The sequence below is a fragment of the Tropicimonas marinistellae genome, assembly GCF_001509585.1.
Taxonomy (GTDB): Bacteria; Pseudomonadota; Alphaproteobacteria; order Rhodobacterales; family Rhodobacteraceae; genus Tropicimonas; species Tropicimonas marinistellae.
The window spans coordinates 164,327-190,351 of record NZ_LNCI01000006.1; the positions used below are offsets into that span (position 1 = coordinate 164,327).

A 26,025-nucleotide genomic window follows, 5' to 3' on the forward strand; every position below is an offset into this window, starting at 1 on the left:
CGCAACCTGATGTTGGGCGTTCGGGCGCTCCAGATGAGGCTGAAACTGGTATCCGCGCAGACCGGTGTCGCCGCACCTTGCCAGCATCGGGCACCAGCCCGGAGATCCAACATTGCAGTTTTGTCTTTACGTTAGAGACGAATTCCTCTTCTCAACTGGCGCTCCAGGAACGCCCCGGCATTGCGGGATCCCCCCAACGATTCCCGTTTCGACGGTGTTGGAAGCCGGGTCGGGGTACACGTCTGAGCGTGCGCGAAGCACTGCGAAATCGACAAACTGACGCCAGAGATCCGAGAATGGGTGCAAAAGATTACCGACACCATTTTCCGCCCTTTCCAGTGAGGCGACGACGGGGCCGGACTCCGGGGCCGCCGCCGTACCGGGGAATAGCAGGCGATCTTCGCCAACAGGATCTCGCTCGGCTTTCCAAACCGCAATGCTCACATCCATGCACAGGCAAAGAGCCATCTCCATCCGCCCTGAAACCCTCGGCAACCGGAGATCCACCGTGTCAAGCGTGGAGCGCTGACAGATCTCGTACGCAACACCACCGCTTGGCGCGCCGGCCCTCACAATCCGATTGGCAGCCGCTTGCGCCACCGGAGCGATACCCGCGGCAACTCGGCCGGCATTCACAAGCCATACCGCGATGGTCAGTCCCAGTCCTCTTGATCTCCCGGTCCGCCCCCTCGCCCTTGTCACATGAGTATTCTTAATTCGGTCATTGGTATCACCATTTATACCCTGAGAATAAACATCTTGTCCTCTTCCCCTTTACACGTGCCGGGTTGGCGATTCTTTCCGGGCCCAGGTCGCTCGATGCATTTTCCTTGCGAAGCGTGTAGGCGCTGCTAGAGCGAAACCGAGTGCCGATGGAGATCGCGTCATGCCCCTTCCCTTGAACCCCGCCATGGCCGCAACGGCAGTTTCCCCAGTGCCGGAAGCAGCCCGATGGATCGAGGGGCACGCCCATTCCGCCGACTTCCCACTGATCAACGTTAGCCAGGCCGCTCCGACTGCCCCGCCCCCTGAGCCGCTGCGCATTGCGATGGCGGAGACCCTCCTGTCCGAGGCTGCCTCGCATCTGTACGGCCCAGATCTCGGTCTTCACGATCTCAGGGAAGAACTCGCTGCAAAAACGTCAGCCATGTATGGCGGGACCGTGGAAGCAAGTCAGGTGGCGATCATGTCGGGATGCAACCAGGCCTTCGCGGCAGCCGTGGCCACACTCGCTGGACCAGGAGATGAAGTTCTTCTCCCAACGCCTTGGTACTTCAATCATAAAATGTGGCTCGACATGTCGTCGATAGGGGCAATTCCATTGCCGACAGACGATGAACTATTGCCCGATCCGCTCGCCGCGAAGGCGCGGATCACCGACCGTACCCGCGCCATTGTACTCGTGACGCCGAACAACCCCGGCGGTGTTGAGTACCCGCCGGAGCGAATAGCCGCGTTTCGCGACCTCGCGAGAGCGCATGGGTTGGCCTTGATCGTCGACGAAACCTATCGCGATTTCCGCGTCGGCTCAGATGCGCCGCATAACCTGTTTGCCGATCCGGATTGGGCGGATACGGTGATCCATCTCTACAGTTTTTCGAAAGCGTACCGGCTGACGGGTCACCGCGTGGGCGCGCTCGCAAGCTCCCGAGCGCGGCTCGTTCACGTGGAGAAATTCATCGATTCCGTCACGATTTGCGCCAGCCAGATAGGGCAGCGAGGCGCACTCTGGGGGCTTCGGCATCTGGATGATTGGATTGCGTCTGAACGCTGCGAGATCCTTGGTCGGCGAGCGGCGATCCTTGAGCATTTCCCAAGACTAGAAGCGCGGGGTTGGCAGCTGCGCGGCTGCGGCGCCTTCTTTGCCTATGTCGAACATCCGTTCGACCTGCCCGCCGACGCGCTCGCCCGGAGACTTGTCGCGGAGGCCGGAGTACTCTGCCTGCCAGGCACGATGTTCGAACCGGACGGATCACCATCTGGCGCGCAGCACCTCAGACTGGCCTATGCCAATATCGACAGTACGCAGATTGCCGATCTGATCGACCGGCTGGAAAGCGTCGAGATCACACCCTGAGCGCTTGCCTCCCTGCCCCGGGACGCATAGACAAACGCGACACGACGCGCAGCATTGAGGTGCCCCCATGAGCAAAGGCAAGAAGGCCGGAAACATTCTCGTCTATGCCCTGATGGCGGCGCTCATCGCCGGCCTCGGCGGGTTCGGGATCTCCAACTTTTCCGGCGGCGGCACAACCGTTGCCACGGTGGGCGACCGGGAAATCACCGCGCAGGAATACTATCGTGGGCTGACCCAGGCAATTCAGGCACAGGAAGCCGCAGGAGCGACCGACACAAGCTTCCCCGCCCTCGAGGCACAAGGCATCCCGGCGCAAGTGCGGGCGCAGCTCGCTGGCACGGCAGCACTCGACAACGAGGCCGCGCGGCTGGGAATCTCGGTCGGGGATACAACCGTTGCCGAGGAAATCAGGGCATCATCCGCATTTGCGGGCACGGACGGTTCTTTCGATCGCGACGCCTACGAGTTCATGCTGGACCGCAACGGTTGGAGTGTTGCCGATTACGAACGCACCGTACGCGAGGAAACGTCTCGCCAGATCCTGCAGGGAGCTGTCGCCGCCGGGGTAGCCGCACCGCAAGAAACCGTGGACCTTCTGATGTCCTGGTTCGGTGAACGCCGCAGTTTCCGGTGGGCGCGCTACTCTGCGGACCGCTTCATCACCGATCTCACGATACCGAGCGAAGAAGATCTCGCGTCGTACTACAGCGAGAATGAAGCTGCCTTCACCCTGCCAGAAAGCAAGCGCCTCACGTATGTCCTGCTGACACCCGACATGATGGCCGACAGCGCCGAAATAGAAGAAGCAGACCTTCGCGCCCTCTACACCGAGCGGATGGACCAGTATTCGATACCCGAACGTCGGCTGGTGGAGCGCCTGGTTTTCGGCACTGCCGAGGAAGCGAGCGCGGCACGTGAAGCGATCGAGGCCGGTGACAGCGATTTTGCCGGAGAGGTGGAGAAACGGGGGCTTGAACTGAGCGACGTGGATCTCGGCGATGTGACTCGCGACGACCTTGGCCAGGCTGCCGACGCGGTCTTCGGCCTCGAAGAGCCGGGCATCGTCGGTCCCTACCCCACTGATCTTGGCCCGGCGCTGTTCCGCATGAACGGGATTCTTGCCGCTCAGGAGACCCCATTCGAGGAGGCTGCTCCGGAGCTGCGCGCCGAGCTTGGGCGGGATGTCGCGCGCAGACAAATTGAGGATCTCCTCAGCGACTACGACGACAGGCTCGCGGGCGGCGCGACCTTGGAAGACCTCGCCCAAGAGACGGAAATGGAACTGGGCACGCTGGATTACTACTCAAACGTGGATGCCGACGTCGCGGGGTACGAGGCATTTCGCGCAGAAGCCGAGGCCGTCACCGAGAAGGACTTTCCACAGATCCAGTCGCTGGATGACGGCGGGATTTTCGCCTTGCGATTGGATGAGGTCCTGCCGCCGAGGCTGCAGGAGTTGGAGGAGGTGCGCGACGCTGTTCAAGCGGGTTGGGAAAACGCGCAAGCTGTAGAGCAGGCCAGCGAGGCGGCGCGATCCGCGCAGGCACAACTCGAAGTTGGCGGCACCCTCGGCAGCGACGGGCCGACACTGCAGACGGTGGAGCACACAACACGCGCCAGTATTGCAACCGCGGGCGTGCCCGTTGCGCTCTCGGAGAAGATCTTCACGATGGAAGCCGGTGAGACAGCCATTGTCGAAGCGCCCGACGCCGCGTTGCTGGTAATATTGGACAATGTGGAACCGGTCGACACCACCGATCCGCAAATGGCGCTCATCGAGGAACAGATCCGCGCCCAGGCATCTCAGGGTATCGCCTCCGATCTGTTTCTCTACTACGCGCAGGCGCTGACGGCGACGGCGGGCATTACCTTCAACGATGCGGCATTGAACGCCGTGCATTCGCAACTCATCCGCTGATCACCTGATGGCACAGCTCTTTCCCGTCTTCGAAGATTTTTCGCGCGGCTACGACAACGGCAGTAATCAGGTTGTCTACACGCGCCTCGCTGCGGATCTGGACACGCCGGTCAGCCTGATGCTGAAGCTCGCTGGCGCACGGACCGACAGTTTCGTACTGGAGTCGGTAACCGGCGGGGAAGTACGCGGCCGCTATTCCATCATCGGCCTGAAGCCGGACCTGATCTGGAAGTGCAACGGCACGTCGGCACGGATAAACCGCCAGTCCCGCTTTGACCCGGACGCCTTCGTGGACGAAGAAGGCGACCCGCTGTCGTCGCTGCGCCGTCTTATCGCCGAAAGCCGGATTTCGCTGCCCGACGATCTGCCCTCCGCCGCTGCCGGGCTGTTCGGCTATCTCGGATACGACATGATCCGGCTGGTGGAACACTTGCCGAACGTCAACCCTGACCCGCTCGGACTACCGGACGCGGTCATGATGCGCCCCTCGGTTGTGGCGGTCCTGGACGGCGTGAAGGGCGAGGTCATTATCGTTTCGCCTGCTTTCACGGGCGGCGGGCTTTCGGCCAAGGCCGCCTACGCCCAGGCCGCCGAACGCGTGATGGATGCGGTAAGGGAACTGGAGGGCGGCGTGCGGGGCGAAAGCCGCGATCTGGCCGAGGAAGCCGTTGTTGGCGAACCCGTCTCGAACTTCACGAAGCCCGCCTACATGCAGGCCGTCGAGAACGCCAAGGAGTACATCCGCGCCGGTGACATCTTCCAGGTCGTCCCCTCGCAGCGGTGGACCGTCGATTTTCCACTACCGCCCTTCGCGCTCTACCGAAGCCTGCGGCGGACGAATCCATCTCCCTTTATGTTCTTCTTCAACTTCGGTGGTTTCCAGGTAATCGGCGCCAGCCCGGAGATCCTCGTGCGCCTGCGCGATGGCGAAGTCACGATCCGCCCTATCGCCGGTACCCGGCCACGCGGTGCCAACGAGGAGGAAGACCGCGCGCTGGAAGCCGATCTGCTCGGCGATGAGAAGGAGATGGCCGAACACCTGATGCTGCTCGACCTGGGGCGCAATGACGTGGGCCGGGTGGCAAGGATCGGTACCGTGAAGCCCACCGAGGAGTTTGTTATCGAGCGCTACAGCCACGTCATGCATATCGTCTCCAACGTGGTGGGCGAGCTGAAGGATGGCGAGGATGCGCTCTCCGCGCTGCTCGCGGGCCTGCCCGCAGGGACGGTCTCCGGCGCGCCAAAGGTGCGGGCGATGGAGATCATCGACGAGTTGGAGCCGGAGAAACGCGGCGTTTATGGCGGCGGTGTCGGATATTTCTCCGCAGACGGCGACATGGACATGTGCATCGCGCTGCGAACCGCAGTTCTGAAGAACGAGAACCTCTACATCCAAGCTGGTGGCGGTGTCGTTTACGACAGCGATCCGGAAGCCGAATGGCTAGAGACGGTAAACAAATCCCGCGCCATCCGAGCGGCCGCACAGGACGCGGGCCGCTTCGTGCGACAGGGGAACCGCTAAGGCGTTCCGCTGCCTCGACGACGGAACCTGCGTTTTCAGACGAGCGACTTTTCCATAAACACCCGGTAGCCTTCGCGCCCGGTCTCCGTCCAGCCGCTGTTGAAGTAGAAGCGCAGAGTAGGCGTCATGTCTCGGTGCGAGGCGAGTGTCATCCGCGTGAACCCTGCACGGCGCGCATAGTCCTCGGCCACGGCCATCAGAGCCCGGCCGACGCCACGACCACCACAATCGGGGTGCACCGCCAGGTTTGCCACCTGCGCCGCATCTGTCCCAATGTGCATGACGAGACCGCCGAGGATACGCCCGGTGTCGTCCGCCTCGGCGACCCAGACAGGATGGGTTTCGATCTCGTCGGCAACGCCGGAATCCACATCCGGCAAACCGTCCAGACGCTCGATCCAGGGCCCATAGGCTGCGCGAATGACATCGGTAAATGCCGGCGCGTCGGCGGCGCGTGCAGCGCGGATAAGTGGAGGTTCCATTCTAGAAACGTGGGAAGTATCGCCCGAAAATGCAATGATCTTCGAGACCGTCCTGCGGACGGGTCAATTGGCCGTTTCGGCCGCCGAAATGCCCACATCGCTCCAGATGGGCAGATGATCGGAAGCGCGGCTGGCCAATTGCCCCTGCTCCACCCCGGCGTCGCGCAGTTCAACGTCCTGCCCGAGAGCAAACCGGTCGAGCCCGGCGACAGGACGCGCGGCATGGAAGGAATTTCCAGGGCTGATGATCTGGAAGTCGGGCTCCAGGGGTTCCATGCCCCGGTCCATCGACCATTCGTTGAAGTCACCCATTACCACGGTTCGGCCCGCCGCCTCGCCGAGGTGGTCGCGGATCGTCTGCAACTGCAGGCGACGGTGAAAGCGCACAAGTCCCAGATGCGCCCCGACCACGTTGATCGCGGACTGCTCGAATGTGACTTCCACCCGCACGGCACCGCGCGGCTCAAGGCCCGGCAGATCAACGCGCTCCACTTCGGTGATCTCCAGTCCCCGACGTACAAGCACGGCGTTTCCGTGCCAGCCGAGGCTGACATCGTTCTCTGCCAGCGGCGCGATCTGGAAATCCGTCTCAGTGCCGATCAGGTTCCGACACAGAGCCGAAGGCCGCGCACCTAGTCGCTTGTCCACCTCCTGCAGAGCAACGATATCGGCATCCAGTGCATTGACCACGTCCAGAATCCGTTCGGGATCTCGGCGAAAATCCACCCCGACCGCCTTCTGGATATTGTAGCTGGCCAATCTCAGGCGCACGCGCCGATCTCCTGTTTTAGTATCCGGCTTCGCCGCTCACAGAACCGGTGCCATCAGCCGCGCGAATGGCGCGCCGAGGCGCCGTCGGAACGGTTGTTCGTCCAGTGTCTCCTCCAAAACATAGGCACGGGCGAAATCTGCTTCCAGCATCGCGGCGACATTGGCGGTCGCGCGCTCGGAGAAGACAACCACGGTTGCCTCGAAATTCAGCCGACAGGAGCGATTGTCCATATTCGTTGTGCCGATCGATGCCAGGCGATCATCGACCAGCAGCACCTTTTGATGCATGAACCCTTCGGTATAGCGCCAAACTTGCACACCGGCCTGCCGCACCTCGTCAAAATAGGCGAATGCGGCCAGCCATGGCATTCTGTGGTCAATTGCATCTGGAACGAGAATGCGCACGTCCACGCCACGCAAGGCAGCAAGTTTCAACGCGGTGAGAATATCCACATCCGGCACGAAATAGGGCGAGGCGATCCAGAGCCGCCGGGTCGCCCGGGTGATGCAGGCGCAGAAATAGAGGCTGCCGGTTTCCATCAAGTCGCCGGGCCCGGTGGCCACAACGACCGCATCCATTCCGTCGGGCGCGCGGTCCGCTTGCCAATTCAGTACCTGCAGCGGCTGGCGTTGCGTGGCCCAGTGCCAATCTTCGGAAAAGACGAGCTGAAGTTGCGAGACGACCGGGCCGCGCAACCGGCAATGCGTGTCCCGCCATGCACCGAACCTTGCATCCAGCCCAAGGTATTCGTCTCCAACGTTCAGACCGCCAGTGAATCCGATCTGCCCGTCGACCACGACAGTCTTGCGGTGGTTGCGGAAGTTGATCTGGAAACGGTGCCGTGGCCCACGGATTGCATGGGCGTTGACCACTTCTATACCGGCCGCGCGCAGATCCTCCAGGTATGAGGCCGGCAGACGCGCGCTGCCGACGGAATCGTAGAGCAACCGGACGGCGACCCCGCGCGCAGCCGCTGCCTTCAGGCATGCGGCGAACCGGCGGCCGAGCCCGTCGTCATTGATGATGTAGAACTGCGCCAGCACGTAATTCTGCGCGGATTCGATTGCTGCAAAGATCGCTTCAAAGGTCTCTTGCCCGTCAATCAGCAGTTCCACGGAATTGCCCGAGACCACTGGCATTTCCGCAATGCCCTCGAAGGCCCCGAAGCCGAAGCGCCCGCCGTCGTGGCGCGCCCGGTTCTGCTCGCCCATGGCCGCGAGACCAGCGACGACCTCTGCAGAATCGCGCCGTGCGATTACGTATCCACGGAACCGAACGTGACCGAAGAAGAGAAAGGCCGGGACGGCGAGCCACGGGATGGTGATCAGAAAAAACACCCAGGCCAACGATCCCTGAGGCGTGCGTGCACGTGCGACGGCGCGATACGCGAAATAGACGGCCGTGATTTCCAATGCCACGTAAGCGGCAGCGTATAGCGTGATCCACATGGCCCCTCCCTGGGTCTCCGAGCGCCATATTGCGCTCACCAAAGGCATCGAGGCAAGTCGACGTCACACTCCCGAGAGCAACTCGAATAGCGGAGACAGCCGCGCGAAACCCGCTCGCGTGGCCTCCCGCATCCCGGGCCCCAAGCCGTCTTCCGGTTCCGCGTCAATCCAGCCGACCAGCCCCTTGTGGCGCAGCAATCCGGCGCTCGGGTGGTCCTTCGGCCAAGGCGCAGGCACGCGTTTCAGCTCTGGCTCTGACAGGCGAATGCCATCTATGCGTAACTCGGACAACACTGCTGCGAAGTGCTCACCGGCCGGTCCGGCGACGCTTTCCCGGAACTTGCCGAGCGCAGGCCTGGCAAAGACCATCGCGCCGCATCCGAGTGTGAAATATGTCGGCGACAGGCCCAACAACCAGGCCGCGACGGCGTCCTGCGCTCCATCCGGCACGAAGGACATATGCACATGCGTATTGTATGGCGTCGGATCCTTGGAGAACCGCAGATCACGGTGGATGCGGAAGATCTTGCTTCGGAACGGTTGGCCATAGGCTTCGGCCAAATCGCTTGCGATCATTTCCGCAACCGCAACGGAGGGGTCTTTCACACTGAGGTCATATCGTGCCTTGTTGGCGACAAACCATGACCGCTCGTTGTTTCGAGCCAAGTCGCGCAGAAACGACAGCGTTTCTTCGTTGAACATCACGTAGCCCCCTTGGGCGGTAGCGTACGCACATGGCGCAGCGCCAACGCTGCCCATTCGGCCAATACCTCGTCCGTCGCCGCCGTTTCGTCCAAATAGTAGAAGCCACCCATTCGACGCCCGCCGTGAATCATCGGTTCGGCACCTGGTAGCGCCGCGGCCGCCGCCGCATTGTCTTTCCCGACGCGAAACATGAACCGCCCGGACCCGGTCACCTTGTCGCGATGGGCGCCGCCGACCATGTTGCCGTCCAGCAGGATACAGACACCGCCGAACATCTTCTTTTCAGAGATACGCGGGTCATCTCCGATTGCGGCCCGCAGCCGCGCCGTCAGTGCGACATCCACCACCATGGCCCTACCTCTCCGGCTATTGCGCGCCTCGAAACCATACCGAACCGAACGCCGCAGCCAACCGGGCGCGCAGTCAGGGTGCGCGCAAGATGGCCGAAACAGGGGCCAAAGCGACATCCGACGCCTTGTCGGAGCCAGCCCAGGCAAAGAGCGCGGTCACGGTTTCAGGGCGTGCATGCCCGGCCATAATCACGGCCCCCTCCTGCCCGGCCTTGAACGCCCCCCGATCCAGATAGCGCTGGATCACGGAGTCGCGTTCGTTCTGGGAATCCAGGCTACGGAAAACCAGCGCCGCTGGCTGCCCGGCGCGTTCGGCAGCTGCCCGAACCGAGCCGAGGCCACGGTCCCAACCGATCAGCCCGTGACCGTCCGTGCCGGCAATGCGGACCACGTGCTCCACAAGAGTCCGGCGGCTGCCAAAACCATTGTCCGAGGGATCCATAATTGCCACGGCCTGTGGAACGGCCGACAATTCGGCCTCCAGCGTGACCTCCAGGTCACGGACTTGCGCATCTTGCGGCAGACCTGTGGCCAGGACCACCACCTCGAAGCCGTTGTCCCGATAGAAGGCAGCCGCCTCCCCGGCGTCGGGAAGGGTCGGATCGACGGCAAAGGTCACGGGGAATGGGAAGGTCGCGAGCACCTGCCGATCCAGCGACCGGCTGCCATCGTCAATCAGGATCACGGAGAACAATGGCCTGTCATCAGGGTTCGAGAAAGGCGCGGCATTGCGGCTCAGGGCGTTCATGCGCGGCGATTGGCCAGGCGCGACCGTTCCCGAAGGCAGGCCCTCGTCAGGGGCGTCAACCGCAACCGCGATGTCTTCCTCCTCCTGCGCTGTGCCGGTTCCGATCTGTGGCAGGCGTGAGTTCCCGCGCGACCGGTCGGTCAATGGCAAGACGCGAACACCCGGCCCGGTCGGTGCGCGGTCGCCTACCGCCGGGGGAGCATCGCCTGCCCGGGCGATGGTCACTTCCTTGCGCTCGGGCCGGTCCAGATCTTCCTCTGATTGGGGTGCAGTTTCGGCAGTGGTCGCGGGCAGCGTCGCTGCGTCTCCGGTTGCTTCAGCCTGGTCCATATCGCCACCGGCGGGCAGCCGTTCCGGTGCGACCTCGTCTGGCACCGTGACGGTGGCATCGGCCATGGCAAGCCGCTCACCGTCCGATTGTTCCACGGATTGTGCGGAGTCAGCGGCTCCATTGCTTTCGGCTGGCGCAGGCATCGTTGTCACGCCCTCCGCCACCTCCGTAGGCACCTCAGGAGCCACCTCGGCAACGTCACCGTCCGCCGGGACGGTCGTTTCGGCCGCATTTCCGGTTTGCGCACCAGCTTCCGCCGCAGGCGGCATTTCCTTGCTGTCCAAGGCGACTTCCGCCGTCTCGGTAGTCTTGGCAACATCCGGCGTCTCCACGACAACCGGTGTCTCGGCAACCTTTGGTACCCCCGCCGTTTCCGCAGATTCCGCCGGCATCGTCGATTCAGCGGTCTCCGTCGCACCGGGAACCGTTGGCGTTTCCACCGCTTCGGACAGGTCGCCGGCCTCCTCTTCGCTCACGTCCGGCATGACGGCGGCGGGTCTCTCAGCCTCGGCCGCACCGAGCGCTGTTACAGGCTGGCTCCCGGTGTCGCTCGTGGAAGCGACACGTTCCGTTTCCGGCGTCTCCGTGGCGCGCCTTTGGCGCAACGCCTCGATGATAGATGCCTCCAACGCCTCGGCTTTCGCCGTCACGGCCGGTTCGGGTGTCTCGGCCTGCTCAGGCGCACCCGGCGCAAGTGCTTCGGCAGACGACTCGTCCGACGCCAGCGTCTCGCTGGCAATCTCGGTGCCGCCAACCGTCTCGGACGCGACCGTACCCGCGGTTACAGGCGGCGGGTATCCCCGCGTTTGCGCGGCGTCCAGCGCCGTCGCAGCGGCCGGGTCCGACGGCGCCGGGAGGTTCGCCGCCGCGCGTGGGCCGCTCGCGTCGCCAGCCTCGCGGGCCACTTCGGGCGCGGGATCTCCAACTTGAGGCGAAGGCGGAGCGACAACTGCCATTCCCGGTGTTTCAGGGCGAACGGCTGCTGTCATGTCCGGCATCGCAACCGTATTCTCATTCGTTGCCTGATCACTCGCAGGATGGTTCGGCGAATCCTTCCCGGGGGCAGTGGCATCCGGGGCAGGCAGCGCAGCCTCGGTTTCCGGAGGCGGACGCCGGAATTCCGACCCAGCGGGAACGGAAACGGCAGAGGCAACCTCGGTCCGGCGGCGGGCTGGCGGCATGCCCGCGGCGTCGCCGGAGCGCGCCGGATCTGCCGCGCTTTCGATTGGCTCCGCCGGGGTACCGGCCTCCTCAGCACCTGCCGCATCGCGCACGGGAGGTTCAACGGCAGTCCCCGCTGTCGCATCCGCCGCTTCTTGCGCCTCGCCTTCGGTTCCACCTGCATCGGCGACCGCGTTCGGGGCAGAGGGTGCTTCGTCCACAGGATCCGTCGACGACGGCGCGGCATCGCCCGCTGCCACATCCGGTTCCTCTTCGGTCGCGTCGGCTGAACCCGGAGCCGAGTCGTCTGTCGGCGCACCGGATATCGCATCCTCATCTGCGCTGTCGGGCGCAATTGCAACCGGCTGTGGGGCGGGTGCCATGAGCGACACCGCCGACAAGACCAGAACCGAAATTATACTGCCCCAGAACAGACCCGACAGGATACCGCGACCCATGCCTAATCCCTCTTCCTTATCGTTGCGCTCTCGCCTCGGGCCTTTTGCCGCCCGGACGGTGACTTGACCGCGGCGGAAGCCTCTGAGCATGTATAGCCCGACAGAGTTCCCGGTTCACCCCTTATTGCTCGGACACGCAAAAATGCTCCTGCTGATCGACAATTACGACAGTTTTACCTACAACCTCGTACATTACCTTGGGGAATTGGGCGCCGACATCGAGGTTCGTCGCAACGACGCGCTGGACGTTCAGCAGGCGATGGCACTCCGGCCGGAGGCGATCCTGCTCTCGCCCGGCCCTTGCGACCCGTCCCAGGCCGGGATCTGCCTCGCGCTGACCGAAGCCGCTGCAGACACAAAAACACCTCTTCTAGGCGTCTGCCTCGGACACCAAACCATCGGCGAGGCGTTTGGCGGAAAGGTCGTGCGCTGCCACGAGATCGTGCACGGCAAGATGGGGCGCATACACCATGACGGCCGCGGGGTATTCGCCGGGATCGACGCGCCGTTCCTAGCAACGCGCTATCACTCTCTCGTGGTGGAGCGCGAGAGCTTGCCGGACTGCCTGGAGGTCTCCGCATGGCTTGACGATGGCACGATTATGGGCCTGCGCCACAAGGAGTTGCCTATCGAGGGCGTCCAGTTTCACCCGGAGAGCATCCGGTCCGAACACGGACACCAGATGCTGAAAAACTTCCTTGACCGCGTGAAGGTGCCGGCATGAGCGACGATCTCAAACCCCTCATCGGTGCGGCAGCGGACCGTCCGCTGACAGCAGCCGAAGCCGAAACAGCGTTCAACGTGCTGTTCGAGGGCGAGGCAACGCCAAGCCAGATCGGCGGTTTCCTCATGGCCCTGCGCACGCGTGGCGAAACAGTGGAAGAGATCGCCGCCGCGGCCAAGGTGATGCGCGCCAAATGCAATGCAGTGGCCGCGCCGGACGGCGCAATGGACATTGTCGGAACTGGTGGCGACGGAAAGGGCACGCTCAATATCTCCACCGCTACCGCCTTCGTTGTGGCCGGTGCGGGCGTGCCTGTGGCCAAGCACGGCAACCGCAACCTCTCTTCCAAATCTGGCTCTGCAGATGCGCTGACGCAGATGGGCATCGACGTGATGGTCGGGCCGGAGGTCGCCGAACGGGCGCTGGCAGAGATCGGCATCTGCTTCATGATGGCGCCTATGCACCACCCGGCGATGCGGCACGTAATGCCGACGCGGACCGAGCTTGGAACGCGCACGATCTTCAACATCCTCGGGCCGCTCACGAACCCCGCGGGCGTAAGGCGGCAGTTGACTGGAGCTTTTTCTCCGTCGCTTCTTCGCCCGATGGCGGAAACGCTTGCCGCACTTGGCAGCGAAGCCGCATGGCTCGTACACGGAAGCGACGGGACGGACGAGTTGTCCATAGCCGGTCCCTCGAAGGTCGCCGCGCTAAAGGACGGCGCGGTGACGGAGTTCGAAGTTTCTCCCGAGGACGCCGGGCTACCGGTGCATGCCTTCGAGGAAATCCTCGGCGGCACGCCGGAAGAAAACGGCCGCGCCTTTGCGGCCTTGCTGCGCGGTGCGTCGGGTGCCTACCGCGACGCGGTGCTTCTGAATGCCGCCGCGGCCCTCGTCGTGGCGGACAGAGCGGCCGATCTGAAAACCGGGGTGGAAATGGCGCGGCAGAGTATCGATAGCGGCCAGGCACTTGCCAAGGTGACGGTTCTGGCCGCGCTTACAACCGGCGCAGGCTGAGATGGAACTGACGACCGCCCATATTGGCGATTGGCGGAGTTTGCCCTTCTTCCAGGACGAATTGCCCCGCATCGCGACTGCGCTTGACGCAGAATCGCGCGCGGTATTGCCGGGGCCGACCCACGTTTTTTCCGCGATGGAGTTCGCGCAGCCGGACGATGTGCGTGTCGTCATTCTTGGACAAGACCCCTACCCGACCCCCGGCCACGCCCACGGGCTGGCTTTTTCAGTGGAACCGGACGTCCGTCCGCTGCCACGGTCGCTGAAGAACATCTTCCGGGAAATGCATGAAGATCTCGGTGCTGTCCCGCCCAACGGCGATCTGCGCTTCTGGGCCAGGCAGGGCGTGTTGCTGTTGAACGCGGTCCTGACAGTACCCGCGGGAGCCGCAAACGGGCACAAGGCACTTGGTTGGCAAAGCCTGACGGCGCAGGTACTCGAGCGGCTATCCGATATGCCGCGGGTATTTCTGCTCTGGGGCCGTCCAGCGCAGGCGGCGGCCGCAAAATCCCTCCACGGGCGCGACCACCTTCGGATTGAAACACCGCATCCCTCGCCGCTCTCCGCGCGCAGGGGGTTCTTCGGCTCACGGCCGTTTTCCCGCACGAACGCATGGCTGCAGGACCGCGGCCAGACGCCCATCAACTGGACCACCCCGGAGGCGGCATGAGCACCCCGACCATCCTTGAAAAGATCAAGGCCTACAAGCTGGACCACATCGCCGCCTGCAAGGAAGCGCGCTCGATCGGCGATGTCGAGGCTGCCGCGCGGACAGCCGGTCCGGTCCGCCCGTTTGCAAAAGCGTTGACGCGGGCCGTCCACAATGGCTACGGGCTGATCGCCGAGGTCAAGAAAGCAAGCCCATCCAAAGGCTTGATCAGGGAAGATTTCGACCCCGAGGCACTGGCCCGCGCCTACGAGGCGGGCGGCGCAACCTGCCTGAGCGTTCTCACTGACGGGCCATCGTTTCTAGGCGACGATGCCTATCTGAGCGCGGCGCGAGAAGCCGTATCTCTGCCGGTGCTGCGCAAGGATTTCATGTATGACACCTATCAAGTGGCGGAAGCGCGGGCGCTCGGCGCCGATTGCATTCTGATCATCATGGCGTCGGTCTCCGACGCGCAGGCGAAGGAATTGGAGTCGGCGGCGGCGATTTGGGGGATGGACGCCCTGCTCGAGGTGCACAATCGGGCGGAATTGGACCGTGCACTCGCGCTGTCGTCACCTCTCATCGGTATTAACAATCGCGACCTGAACACGTTCGAAACGACGCTCGACGTTACCAGGGGGCTGATCAAACATGTCCCAGCGGACAGGCTAATCGTCTCCGAATCCGGCCTGTCAGGGCCGAAGGAACTCGCGGAACTGGCAATGTATGGCGCCCGCTGTTTCCTGATAGGCGAAAGCCTGATGCGCCAGGATGACGTGACGACAGCGACCCGCCAGCTTCTCGCCAACCCGCTGACGGCCGCACACGGTGGAGGCATGTGATGTCGCTCACGCATTTCGACGGCGAGGGCCGCGCGCACATGGTCGATGTCTCTGACAAGGCAACCACCGCGCGGATTGCCGTAGCGGAGGGATGGGTGCGCATGGAACCGACAACGCTGGCGCTTGTACAACAGGGCAGCGCCAAAAAAGGCGATGTGCTCGGTGTGGCGCGGCTCGCCGGGATCATGGGTGCGAAGAAGACATCCGATCTGATCCCGCTGTGCCACCCGCTGCCGATCACCAAGGTCGCCGTTGAGCTTGAAGCGGACCCTGACCTGCCGGGCGTGCGCATTGCCGCCACGGTCAAGACGACCGGCCAGACCGGCGTCGAAATGGAGGCGCTGACGGCCGTCTCCACCGCTGCACTCACGGTTTATGACATGCTGAAAGCGGCTGACCGCGGCATGGAGATCGGTGGAATCCGGGTGATCCTCAAGGACGGCGGGAAATCCGGACGCTACGAGGCCGGCGCGTGATACCGGTTTCCGAGGCGCTGAACCACCTGTTCGATTTGGCCACTCCAGTCGAACGTGAGAGCGTGCCGCTCACCGACGCCGCCGGCCGTGTGTTGGCCGAGCCGGTTGTCGCGGCTCGAATGCAACCGCCCTTCTCGGCGTCGGCCATGGATGGCTACGCGGTGCGCTCAGCGGAGGCCCTGCCGGGTGCGCGGCTTCGCGTCATCGGTACGGCTCCGGCTGGCCGCGCGTTCACAGGATCGGTCGGCTCCGGCGAGACAGTGCGGATATTCACCGGCGCACCCGTGCCACACGGTGCGGACCTGGTCCTGATCCAGGAAAATACGCAGCGCGACGGCGAATGGATAACCGTTACCGAGGCTGCGAGCGGCGGGAACAACATCCGTCCGGCAGGTGGCGACTTCAAACCCGGAGATCGGATCGAAGAACCGCGTCGCCTCTCTCCGGCCGATCTGATGCTGGCCGCTGCGATGAACGTAGCGGACCTCGTGGTTTCACGCCGTCCGGTGGTGGCAGTTCTCGCCACCGGCGACGAACTCGTCATGCCGGGAGAAGCGCCGCGCGACGATCAAATCGTTGCTTGCAACGGCTTCGGCCTGAAGGCCCTGCTTGATGCCGCTGGCGCAGAGGCGCGATTGTTGCCGATTGCCCGAGACAACCCGCAAAGCCTGCGGACAGCGTTCGGCCTGAGCGATGGGGCCGACCTGATCGTGACCATAGGCGGCGCGTCCGTTGGAGACCATGATCTGGTGGGAGAGGTCGCGTCCGGGCTTGGCATGGCACCGTGCTTCCACAAAGTCGCGATGCGGCCCGGAAAACCGCTCATGGCCGGCCGCCTCAATGGGGCCGCGATGGTTGGCCTGCCCGGAAACCCTGTATCGGCCCTGGTTTGCGCCCATGTTTTCCTCTTGCCGATGCTTCGCGCCATGCAAGGCTTCCCTGCCACTCCGGCGCCGCGTGTTCCTGCGAGCCTCGGCAGCGATGTCGGCCCCAACGGGCCACGTGAACACTACATGCGCGCGGTACTGGAAAACGGCGTTGTGACCCCTTTTGACCGGCAGGACAGTGCCCTCCTGACCGTTCTTTCACGTGCAAATGCGCTTCTCGTGCGCCCCGTTGCGGACGGGCCACGCAGCGCCGGAGATCCCGTCGAGGTGCTGCCAATCTAGGCGCCACGGTTGACACAAAACGTGAACACTGGCAGAACATGCTGTAAACGCGGGGGATTGAGCACCCCGGGAACGACATGTGAGGCCACGCAATGCTGACCAAGAAGCAACTCGACCTGCTGGAGTTTATACACGCTCGGATGCAGCGTGACGGGGTGCCGCCCTCATTCGACGAGATGAAGGACGCCCTCGACCTGCGGTCGAAATCGGGCATTCACAGATTGATCACGGCTCTAGAGGAGCGCGGCTTCATCCGGCGGCTGGCACATCGGGCGCGGGCGATCGAAATCGTGAAGCTGCCCGATGCACTTCAGGCCAAGGGGTTCCAACCAGTTGTAATTGACGGCGACGCAGCCCCGAGCGGCACCCGAGCGCCTGCGAATGCACGGCCCATAGAGGTCCACGCCACCGAGCTACCAGTAATGGGTCGCATTGCCGCCGGTGTTCCCATCGAAGCGATCAGCGAAGTGAGCCACACGGTGGCCGTTCCGGGTCAGATGGTGGGCGCGGGTCACCACTTTGCGCTGGAGGTCCGCGGAGATTCCATGATCGAGGCCGGGATCAACGACGGCGACGTCGTTGTAATCCGCGAACAGAACACGGCCGATGACGGTGACATCGTGGTGGCACTTGTTGAGGATCAAGAAGCGACGCTAAAACGCCTCCGTCGCAAGGGCAGCACGATTGCGCTTGAGGCCGCCAACCCCGCATATGAGACCCGGCTGTTCCGCGATGACCAGGTCAAAGTCCAAGGGCGACTGGTTGGCCTGATCCGGAGCTACTGACCGCTCAGCGGTCCGGCCGGTTGTGAACCAACATCGATGCACCGCCTGCGTTGAGGCCCGTCCGCGCGCATGCACATACTAACAGTCAACGAAAAATGTGGCGCGCGTCCCTTGGGAGCGTTCGGACTTTGGCACGGTGGTCATGCAAGCGGGCATATGCGGCGAGAGTCATGGCGCCCACAACCTGTGTCCGGTGCGCTCAGCGACGGTTTCGAACTGTAGGCGGCCCTCAACAAGCCATCCCGCGACAGCGCCGGTTCGCCGCAGCGTCAGGGGGTCGAGGAAACGGCAGGGGCCATCGGGAAGCTCCTCGGGTACGAGGTTGGTGACAATCACACCCTCGCCGCAGTGCCCCGGCAATTTGGCGAGGCCCGTCTTACCCGTCACGTGAGTGATCGCGAAAGAACCGACGGTTATGCTCCTCAGGCCACTTTCGCCTGTGAACCCCTCGCGGTCCGCCGCTGTCGCCTGATCCATTCCGTCGCCATCGTTTTCCAGCCAAGAGAGTGCAGAGAAGCCATCGCCGCGTGGCCGGGACATCGCGCGCCCGGCCGGTGTCATGACCCCTACAAGGCCGCCCGTATCGGCGATCAGCACATCAGGTCGGTCGGATTGTGTCCAAAGGACCGCACCAGCCAACACCGCGACAAGGCCTCCCCAACGGAACGCCCCGCGCCAGAGAAGGAAAAAGAGGAATCCGAGGCTGATGAGTGGCAACACTTCCGGTCCTGGCGCGACCACGTGTGTTACTGCTCCGCCGAGGTTCGATACCGTCTCGGCGACCAGCAAAATCCACTCCAGTCCCCACCGCATTACCCAGAGCGCCGGCCCAGAGAGACCAAGCGGCCAGAGGACGGCAGCCACCACGGCTGCCGGCATGACAACTGCGCCCATCAGCGGTACGGAGGCCAGGTTTGCCAGGAGGCCGTAATCCGCGACGCGGTTGAAATGCGCTGCGGCAAAGGGAGCCGTGGCCGCTCCGGCGACCGCAGATGACACAACGACAGCTAGGGCCGGTGATAACCAACCGGGCAGTCGCCGCAGCCCATCCCGGTGCGCCTGCAGCCAGCCAAATGCGGCAACAAGCGCGGTGGTCGCAGCAAAGGACATCTGGAATCCGGGTCCGAAGAGCGCCTCCGGTGTAATGACCAACAACAGTGTTGCAGCAAGCGCCACCGAACGCAGGGAAATCGCCCGCCGTTCAAGGAGCACGGCGGTGAGCATCACGGAAACCATGATGAAGGCGCGTGTGGTGGAGACCGCCGATCCGGACAGGGCGAGATAGAAAGCGCCCACCGCCAAGGCACCGAGGGCGGCGGCCTTGCGGATGGGGAAGTGCAACGCGAGCCAGGGGACCAGCGCCATGCAAGCCCGCAGCGCGGAAAAAACAGCGCCTGTCAGCAACCCCATATGCAGACCGGAAATCGCCAGAAGATGTGCAAGATTGGCGTTGCGCAAGTTGTCGACAACGTCGCGCGGCATGGCGGACCGATCGCCGGTCAGGATCGCCGCAGCAAAGGCGCCGGCGTCGCCGGGAATGCGTGCTTGCACGCCGCGGCTGATTGCCATGCGCAGCCGAAAAACGGAAAGCCCGGCCCGGCCCTCCTCGGCCGACGCGAGTGCCAACACCGGTGTGCGGGTGTACCCTACCGCGCCCAAGCGCTTGAACCACGCCATTCGGCGGAAATCGAAACCGCCCGGCTCCACAGGTCCGCTGGGTGGAGATAGATGCCCGGTAAGGATCACTGTAAGTCCGGGCTCCGGCTCAACGAATCCCTGCTGACCATGCAGCGACACCCGCACGTGTTCCGGCGTCCGTTCCGGCCGAACGTCCGCGAGAACAACGCGGTCGAGTGTCAATCGCACCTTGTCGGACACGGAACGGTCTATATCGACGATACGTCCTTCGACCGGCCCATAGTACCGGAAGCCAAGTACCGGCGCAGCGACCGAGTGCGCGCGCGCGCCGGCCACCATTACTCCGCAAATAACTAACGCAAGTGCCCAGAAAACCGGTGCCACGGCTTCTCCTGCCAGTCTACCGACGACGATCACGAGAATGACCGCGACTGCGCAACCCGCATAAACAGCGGTCGTCGGCTCAAACGGCAGGCCGAACCAAAGGCCGATACCCGAACCAAGACAAACAGGCACCCAATGGATCAACCGCCCGCGTTGCGCAAGAAGTGCCGCGGCGAGGACCTGCCTGGTCCCCATTCCCGGAGTAGTGCCCGGCTGGACCGATGTCGTGGCTACCATTGAAGTCAGCCTTCGGTCATCTTGGTTGACAAAGCGTTAAACGTTCCCGGCTAAGGGACGCCCTCCAGCCGACGAGACACGCGGCGGGCGACGGATGGGCGACCGCGGATTCCTTCCGCGAGCGGCTTCCCAAGACTGGGGGGCTGAAATATACCCTCCGGGCAACATGGAAGTGGGGTGTTGCTCGGCACGCGCTCGATCCACCGGTCGAGCTCACCAGACCAATCCCCAAATCGTTATCGACGTCAGAGGTCACTATGCAGGACGCAGAGCAGATCGTCACCCGGATCGCTCCCTCCCCCACCGGTTTCATGCACATCGGAACGGCACGGACCGCGCTATTCAATTGGCTCTACGCCCGGGGGCGTGGCGGCAAGTTTTTGCTCCGGATTGAAGACACCGACCGCGAGCGCTCCACCCCCGAAGCGACAGACGCCATTCTGCGCGGAATGCGCTGGCTCGGGCTGGACTGGGACGACGAGGCGGTGAGCCAATTCGCACGTGCGGATCGGCACGTCGAGGTTGCCAATACGCTTCTGGAGCGGGGCGCGGCATACAAGTGTTTCGCTACGCAGGAGGAGATCGCCGCATTTCGCGAAGAGGCTCGCTCGGCCGGGCGCAGCACGAATTTCCGTTCGCCGTGGCGCGACGCGTCCCCGGACACGCACCCGGATGCACCCTACGTGGTGCGAATCAAGGCGCCGCGTGACGGAGAAACCGTGATTGAAGACGCTGTGCAGGGCACCGTGCGCTGGAAGAACGCGGATCTCGACGACATGGTGCTGCTGCGCTCGGACAGCACGCCGACCTATATGCTCGCCGTCGTGGTTGACGATCACGACATGGGCGTGACGCACGTGATCCGTGGCGACGATCACCTGGCGAATGCGGCGCGCCAATCGCTGATATACCACGCAATGGACTGGCCGCTTCCGGTTTACGCACATATCCCGCTGATCCTCGGTCCGGACGGCAAGAAACTCTCCAAACGACATGGAGCGACGGGCGTCGAGGAATACCAAAAGATGGGCTACCCCGCGGCAGGTATGCGCAACTACCTCGCCCGGCTGGGATGGAGCCATGGCGACGACGAATTCTTCACCGACGCCCAGGCGCGCGAGTGGTTCGACCTGGACGGGATCAACAAGGCCGCTGCCCGCTTCGATTTCAAGAAGCTGCAGAATCTCTCAGGGCAGCATGTTGCAGCTGCAGAAGATTCCGCTCTCCTGACGGAATTGCGCGCGTATTTGGCGGCGATTCAGGAACCTGACCTAACGGAAGCCCAAGCTGATGGCGTGCTCCGCGCCATGCCGTTCTTGAAGGAGCGCGCGAAGACATTCGGCGAACTTGTTGATAAAGCACACTTCGTTCTGACGACACGCCCGATCGTGCCTGACGCCAAGTCTGAGAAAAACCTCGATTCAGTATCCCGTGGTATACTGACAGAATTGACGCCGCACCTGCAAAATGCTAGCTGGTCCCGCGACGGTCTCGAAGAGGCCGTCAACGGATTTGCCGAGACCAAGGGACTGAAGCTCGGAAAGATCGCCCAGCCCCTCCGCGCCGCATTGGCGGGGCGCACAGCAACCCCGAGCGTCTTCGACATGATGCTCGTGATCGGCCGGGAGGAGACGCTTGGCCGCATTAACGATGCCGCGGGCCAGTCGGGGTAATAACCTACGGGCCCGCGCCTTAGAAATCCGATCCCGCACGTACGCCGCTCACGCGTGCGGCGGGCAAAGCCAGAAAGGGACGCCCAAATGACCGACAGAAAAGCGACGCTCACCTTCGACGACAAATCGCTCGAACTGCCGATGCACTCGCCCACCGCCGGACCGGACGTGATCGACATCCGCAAGCTCTACGCCCAGGGCGATGTTTTCACCCACGATCCGGGCTTTACCTCCACGTCCTCCTGCGAATCCACGATCACCTTCATTGACGGTGACAAGGGTGAGCTTCTGCATCGCGGCTATCCGATCGACCAGCTTGCGGAAAAGTCCCACTATCTGGAGGTCTGCTACCTTCTCCTCTACGGCGAGTTGCCGACCGCCGCGCAGATGGAGGACTTCGAATTCCGGGTCACCCATCACACCATGCTGCACGAGCAGCTGACCTATTTCTACCGTGGGTTCCGTCGCGACGCGCACCCCATGGCGATTATCGTCGGCGTCATGGGCGCGATGTCGGCGTTCTATCACGATTCCACCGACATTTCGGACCCCTGGCAGCGCGAGGTCGCCTCGATCCGCATGATCGCCAAGATGCCGACCATCGTCGCCTGGGCGTTCAAGTATTCCAGTGGGATGCCCTTCATCTACCCGCGCAACGATCTCGACTACGCGTCAAACTTCCTGCGCATGTGCTTTGCGGTCCCGGCAGAAGAATACGAGGTCGACCCGATCCTCAGCCGCGCCATGGACCGGATCTTCACCCTTCACGCTGACCACGAGCAGAACGCGTCGACCTCGACGGTGCGCCTTGCCTCTTCGTCGGGCGCCAACCCATTTGCGTGTATCGCTGCCGGTGCCGCCTGCCTTTGGGGGCCGGCCCACGGCGGCGCCAACCAAGCGTGTCTGGAGATGCTTCGCGAGATCGGCACCGTGGACAAGATCCCGGAATATATCGCTCGCGCCAAAGACAAGAACGACCCGTTCCGCCTCATGGGCTTCGGACACCGCGTTTACAAGAACATCGACCCGCGGGCGACGGTGTTGAAGAAGTCGGCCGACGAGGTTCTGGACCTGCTTGGCGTCCACAACAACCCGACGCTTCAGGTCGCAAAGGAACTGGAAAAGCAGGCACTCGAGGATCCCTACTTCGTCGAGAAGAAGCTCTTCCCGAACGTGGACTTCTACTCGGGCATCATCCTTGAGGCGATGGGCTTCCCGACGTCGATGTTCACACCAATCTTCGCGCTCTCCCGCACCGTGGGCTGGATTTCCCAGTGGCACGAACAGCTTTCCGATCCGGCGCACAAGATCGGGCGTCCGCGGCAGCTCTACACCGGGCATCCGTTCCGTGACTACGTGGAAGTCGAAAAGCGCGGCTAGTCCCACCGTCACTCGCAGACCAAACGAAAAGAGCCGGGCACATCGCCCGGCTCTACTCTTTTTTGGGGTGTCCTCCGAACCGGTTTCATCAACCGGCGGAGAACATCACAGCTCGGAAACCGATGCCCGTGCGCCCTTTTCGATCAGCCCGGTGAAAACGGGGCGCAGCAAGGGTTCAATGCGCTTCGCGAGATCCGCTGGAAACACCTCCCGCACGGAAAGGAGACGCGAGACCTTGTCAGCCCCCCTCACATCGTCCGACAGTTTTCGCAGCCGGTCGGCTAACGGATCCTGCACATCGATGGGATCGCCGTTTTCGTCGGTTCCCCCGACGTAGCGCATCCATGCAGCGAGCGCGAGGAGCAGCCCCGGCGACTCGCGTCCGGCATCCAGATTCTCCCGTAACGTCCCCAAGATACGCTGCGGCAGCTTCTGGCTCCCGTCCATAGCGATCTGCCACGTCAGGTGGCGGATTGCCGGATTGCGGAACCGCTCCAACAACTGATCGGCGTATGCGTTCAGGTCTACACCGGCGGGCGGCGCCAACGCCGGTATGATCTCCCGCTGCCAGAGACGAGCCGCGAAGGCCGCGAAAACCGTATCGCCGGTCGTGTCGGCAATCGTTTCGTGACCGGCAAGGTAGCCGAGATACGCCAGTGACGAATGCGCGCCGTTCAACATGCGCAGTTTCATGTGTTCGTACGGTGTCACATCGTCTACAAGCTGCACGCCGACGGCGCCGAAGTCTGGCCGCTCTCCGCCGACGAAGTCATCCTCGATCACCCACTGCTGGAAGGGCTCATGCATGACTGGGGCGGCGTCGTAGTAACCAGCGGCTTTCTCCAGCTGTTCGACATCCTCTGGTTTGGTCGCAGGAACAATCCGGTCAACCATCGTCGAGGGGAACCTGCCCTCGGCCGCGATCCAGTCCGCCAACTCCGGATCGATCAGCCGCGCCAGCTCCAGAACGACTCCGCGCACGACCTTGCCGTTGTTCGGAAGGTTGTCGCAGGAGAGCACCGTGAACGGCGCCCGTCCGGCATTGCGCCGCAATTGGAGTGCCCGCACGATATAGCCGGGAGCCGATTTCGGCAGTTCTCCTGCCAGATCATAGACGATATCGGGATGGTTCGGATCGAGTTCGCCGGTCGCCGGGTTGTGACAATAGCCCTTCTCCGTCACGGTCAGCGAGACGATGTGCACCGCAGGGTCCGACATCGCGGAAAGGAGCGCTTCCGGATCCTCCGGCGCAACGAGCATGTCGCGCACATTCTCGATGATCTCAAACCGCTCGCCTTCGGGCGCCAGTTCGACCGCAGTATAGGCATAATCCTGCGGCTTCAGCGCGTTTCGGACAGAGGGCGAGCGCAATGAAACACCAAGTATGTCCCAGGCACCACCGCCGGCACGGGCAGCTTCGGCAATCCATGGCGCGCCATGGGCCCGAAAGAAGGCCCCAAGCCCGAGATGGACGATCCCGATGCCCGGGCTCATATTCCCCGGCCGCGTAAGGCGTTCAGCGTGCAAGCCATCCTCCATCGACATTATAGACCGCGCCATTGACGTAATCCGAAGCGGGCGCCGCCAGGAAGACGGCCGCGCCGGCGATGTCTTCCGGCGAACCCCAGCGGCCGGCGGGGATCCGACCAAGGATCTCGGCACTGCGCGCTGCATCGGCCCGGAGCGCGGCGGTGTTGTCGGTCGCAATGTAACCCGGAGCGATGGCGTTGACGTTGATTCCGCGGGCGGCCCACTCGTTCGCCATCAGCTTGGTGATCCCTGCGACACCGCTTTTGGAGGCGGTGTAGGACGGCACACGGATCCCGCCCTGGAAACTCAGCATCGAGGCGATATTGATGATCTTGCCCGGGCGGTCCGCGGCGAGCGCCGCCTTGGCGAAAGCCTGGCAATTCATGAAGACCGCCTTGAGGTTGATCGTCATCACGTCATCCCAATCGGCTTCGGAGAAGTCGACGGTATCCTCGCGGCGAATAATCCCGGCGTTGTTCACGAGGATGTCGATCTGGCGTTCGGCAAAGATCGGCGTCAGCGCCTTCGGATCGGAAATGAGATCGACCTTGACCTCCTCGCCGTTCCCGAGCTTGCTCAACGTTTCCTCGGCCGGCGAGATGCCGGCACAGATCACATGGGCCCCGGCCTCGCCAAGCCCCACGGCTATGCCCTGTCCGATACCGGTGTTGGCGCCGGTTACCAGTGCCGTCTTTCCTTCGAGCGAAAAAGAGATCACTTCAGGTCCTCCACGGGGATCATGTCCATATCGGTGAACGCCATGTTGTCGCCGGCCATGGCCCAGCAGAACGTGTAGGAGCCGGTGCCTGCGCCGGCGTGAATCGACCACGGCGGAGAGACCACGATTTCCTCGTTGGCCATGACGATATGGCGGGTTTCCTGCGGTTGCCCCATGAAATGGAACACCCGCTGACCGTCGGCGACGTCGAAATAGAGATAGGCTTCCATGCGGCGGTCATGGGTATGCGCGGGCATTGTGTTCCAGACCGAGCCGCCGTGAAGCTGGGTGTAGCCCATGACGAGCTGGCAGGACTTCACGCCGTCGGAGTGGATACACTGGTAGATCGTGCGGTCGTTCGAGGTCTCCGGCGCGCCGAGCTTCACCTCGTTGGCATCGGCCGGCTTGATCAGAGTGGTCGGATAGGTCTGATGCGCCGACGTGGAAACGATGTAGAAACGCCCCTGCCCGCCGAACGTCACCGTGCCGGCCCCCATGCCGATATACAGCATGTCGCCTCTGGCCAGTTCATAGGTCTCGCCGCCGGCCGTGATCGTGCCGGCTTCGCCAATGTTAAGAATGCCGGCTTCGCGTCGGGCCAGCCAGGTGTCGGTACCGCACTCGGCCACTTCGTCCAGCGTCAGTTCGCCACCGGCGGGTACGGCGCCGCCAACGATCATTCGGTCGTAGTGCGTGTAGGTGAGGCGGATCTCACCGGCCGCGAACATGGTCGGTACATGGAATTTTTCGCGAAGTTCGGCGGTGTCGTAGCCCTTCGCGGCTTCGGGGTCGGTGGCATAGAGCGTGGTAACGGATACCATCAATCGGGTCC

At 63.2% G+C, this 26,025-nt stretch carries 22 protein-coding genes; 12 read left to right on the forward strand and 10 right to left on the reverse strand.

Features of this window, described 5'->3' with window-relative positions:
- The first annotated feature begins 886 nt into the window (after positions 1-886).
- The 3 genes from ARC39_RS14090 to trpE all read left to right on the forward strand — a co-directional run bounded on the left by ARC39_RS14090 (position 887) and on the right by trpE (position 5,517).
- Entirely contained in the window at positions 887-2,077 is a 1,191-nt protein-coding gene (locus ARC39_RS14090; RefSeq protein ID WP_068115459.1) for an aminotransferase, read from the forward strand.
- Positions 2,078-2,144: 67 nt separating this feature from the next.
- Complete coding sequence (locus tag ARC39_RS14095; protein WP_068115460.1) at positions 2,145-3,995, forward strand: peptidyl-prolyl cis-trans isomerase; 1,851 nt, start codon at positions 2,145-2,147, stop codon at positions 3,993-3,995.
- 7 nt (positions 3,996-4,002) lie between these two features.
- Positions 4,003-5,517: an anthranilate synthase component I gene (trpE, locus tag ARC39_RS14100; protein ID WP_068115461.1), complete on the forward strand. Its 1,515-nt coding sequence runs from the start codon at positions 4,003-4,005 to the stop codon at positions 5,515-5,517.
- A 35-nt stretch (positions 5,518-5,552) separates the two neighbouring features.
- On the opposite strand, the gene ARC39_RS14105 is transcribed toward trpE, so the two are convergent.
- The 6 genes from ARC39_RS14105 to ARC39_RS14130 all read right to left on the reverse strand — a co-directional run bounded on the left by ARC39_RS14105 (position 5,553) and on the right by ARC39_RS14130 (position 11,972).
- A complete protein-coding gene (locus ARC39_RS14105) occupies positions 5,553-5,999 on the reverse strand; it encodes a GNAT family N-acetyltransferase (protein WP_068115462.1) in 447 nt (148 codons plus the stop codon).
- A 63-nt stretch (positions 6,000-6,062) separates the two neighbouring features.
- Positions 6,063-6,770, reverse strand: coding sequence for an endonuclease/exonuclease/phosphatase family protein (locus ARC39_RS14110; protein ID WP_236545268.1), 708 nt, complete (start codon positions 6,768-6,770; stop codon positions 6,063-6,065).
- Positions 6,771-6,806: 36 nt separating this feature from the next.
- Positions 6,807-8,219, reverse strand: coding sequence for a cardiolipin synthase (cls, locus tag ARC39_RS14115; protein ID WP_068115463.1), 1,413 nt, complete (start codon positions 8,217-8,219; stop codon positions 6,807-6,809).
- A gap of 63 nt (positions 8,220-8,282) precedes the next feature.
- A complete protein-coding gene (locus ARC39_RS14120; protein ID WP_068115464.1) occupies positions 8,283-8,921 on the reverse strand; it encodes a DUF2461 domain-containing protein in 639 nt (212 codons plus the stop codon).
- Positions 8,921-9,274 (reverse strand): TfoX/Sxy family protein, encoded by a 354-nt coding sequence (locus ARC39_RS14125; protein ID WP_068115465.1) that lies wholly within the window; start codon positions 9,272-9,274, stop codon positions 8,921-8,923. Before ARC39_RS14125 ends, ARC39_RS14120 begins: the two co-directional genes overlap by 1 nt.
- A gap of 73 nt (positions 9,275-9,347) precedes the next feature.
- Positions 9,348-11,972, reverse strand: a complete 2,625-nt coding sequence (locus tag ARC39_RS14130) for a divergent polysaccharide deacetylase family protein (protein ID WP_068115466.1) — start codon at positions 11,970-11,972, stop codon at positions 9,348-9,350.
- 142 nt (positions 11,973-12,114) lie between these two features.
- Here ARC39_RS14130 and ARC39_RS14135 point away from each other — a divergent pair, with 142 nt between their 5' ends.
- The 7 genes from ARC39_RS14135 (at position 12,115) to lexA (ending at position 17,633) form a co-directional block, all read left to right on the forward strand.
- A complete protein-coding gene (locus ARC39_RS14135; RefSeq protein ID WP_068115467.1) occupies positions 12,115-12,696 on the forward strand; it encodes an anthranilate synthase component II in 582 nt (193 codons plus the stop codon).
- A complete protein-coding gene (gene trpD, locus ARC39_RS14140; protein WP_068115468.1) occupies positions 12,693-13,712 on the forward strand; it encodes an anthranilate phosphoribosyltransferase in 1,020 nt (339 codons plus the stop codon). The genes ARC39_RS14135 and trpD overlap by 4 nt, the downstream gene beginning before the upstream one ends.
- Before the next feature lies 1 nt (position 13,713).
- Positions 13,714-14,382 (forward strand): uracil-DNA glycosylase, encoded by a 669-nt coding sequence (locus ARC39_RS14145; RefSeq protein ID WP_068115469.1) that lies wholly within the window; start codon positions 13,714-13,716, stop codon positions 14,380-14,382.
- Positions 14,379-15,203: an indole-3-glycerol phosphate synthase TrpC gene (gene trpC, locus ARC39_RS14150; RefSeq protein ID WP_068115470.1), complete on the forward strand. Its 825-nt coding sequence runs from the start codon at positions 14,379-14,381 to the stop codon at positions 15,201-15,203. Before ARC39_RS14145 ends, trpC begins: the two co-directional genes overlap by 4 nt.
- Entirely contained in the window at positions 15,203-15,679 is a 477-nt protein-coding gene (gene moaC, locus ARC39_RS14155; RefSeq protein WP_068115471.1) for a cyclic pyranopterin monophosphate synthase MoaC, read from the forward strand. Before trpC ends, moaC begins: the two co-directional genes overlap by 1 nt.
- Positions 15,676-16,848 (forward strand): molybdopterin molybdotransferase MoeA, encoded by a 1,173-nt coding sequence (locus tag ARC39_RS14160; RefSeq protein WP_068115472.1) that lies wholly within the window; start codon positions 15,676-15,678, stop codon positions 16,846-16,848. Before moaC ends, ARC39_RS14160 begins: the two co-directional genes overlap by 4 nt.
- A 92-nt stretch (positions 16,849-16,940) precedes the next feature.
- Entirely contained in the window at positions 16,941-17,633 is a 693-nt protein-coding gene (lexA, locus tag ARC39_RS14165) for a transcriptional repressor LexA (protein ID WP_068115473.1), read from the forward strand.
- 168 nt (positions 17,634-17,801) lie between these two features.
- Here the strand turns inward: lexA and ARC39_RS14170 are convergent, their stop codons facing one another.
- Positions 17,802-19,892, reverse strand: coding sequence for a ComEC/Rec2 family competence protein (locus tag ARC39_RS14170; protein ID WP_236545269.1), 2,091 nt, complete (start codon positions 19,890-19,892; stop codon positions 17,802-17,804).
- A gap of 257 nt (positions 19,893-20,149) precedes the next feature.
- Here ARC39_RS14170 and gltX point away from each other — a divergent pair, with 257 nt between their 5' ends.
- Both gltX and gltA read left to right on the forward strand, forming a co-directional pair.
- The gene (gene gltX / locus ARC39_RS14175; RefSeq protein WP_068115475.1) at positions 20,150-21,565 is read left to right on the forward strand and encodes a glutamate--tRNA ligase; all 1,416 of its coding nucleotides are present in this window, start codon (positions 20,150-20,152) and stop codon (positions 21,563-21,565) included.
- 87 nt (positions 21,566-21,652) lie between these two features.
- Positions 21,653-22,945 carry a citrate synthase gene (gene gltA / locus ARC39_RS14180; protein WP_068115476.1) on the forward strand — a complete coding sequence of 431 codons (1,293 nt, stop codon included), beginning with the start codon at positions 21,653-21,655 and terminating at the stop codon, positions 22,943-22,945.
- A 105-nt stretch (positions 22,946-23,050) separates the two neighbouring features.
- On the opposite strand, the gene ARC39_RS14185 is transcribed toward gltA, so the two are convergent.
- The 3 genes from ARC39_RS14185 to kduI are packed head-to-tail and all read right to left on the reverse strand — an operon-like array spanning position 23,051 to position 26,014.
- Entirely contained in the window at positions 23,051-24,484 is a 1,434-nt protein-coding gene (locus ARC39_RS14185) for a mannitol dehydrogenase family protein (RefSeq protein WP_068115673.1), read from the reverse strand.
- Positions 24,462-25,193: a 2-dehydro-3-deoxy-D-gluconate 5-dehydrogenase KduD gene (gene kduD / locus ARC39_RS14190; protein ID WP_068115477.1), complete on the reverse strand. Its 732-nt coding sequence runs from the start codon at positions 25,191-25,193 to the stop codon at positions 24,462-24,464. The genes ARC39_RS14185 and kduD overlap by 23 nt, the downstream gene beginning before the upstream one ends.
- A complete protein-coding gene (kduI, locus tag ARC39_RS14195; RefSeq protein WP_068115478.1) occupies positions 25,190-26,014 on the reverse strand; it encodes a 5-dehydro-4-deoxy-D-glucuronate isomerase in 825 nt (274 codons plus the stop codon). Before kduI ends, kduD begins: the two co-directional genes overlap by 4 nt.
- Between the last annotated feature and the right edge of the window lie 11 nt (positions 26,015-26,025).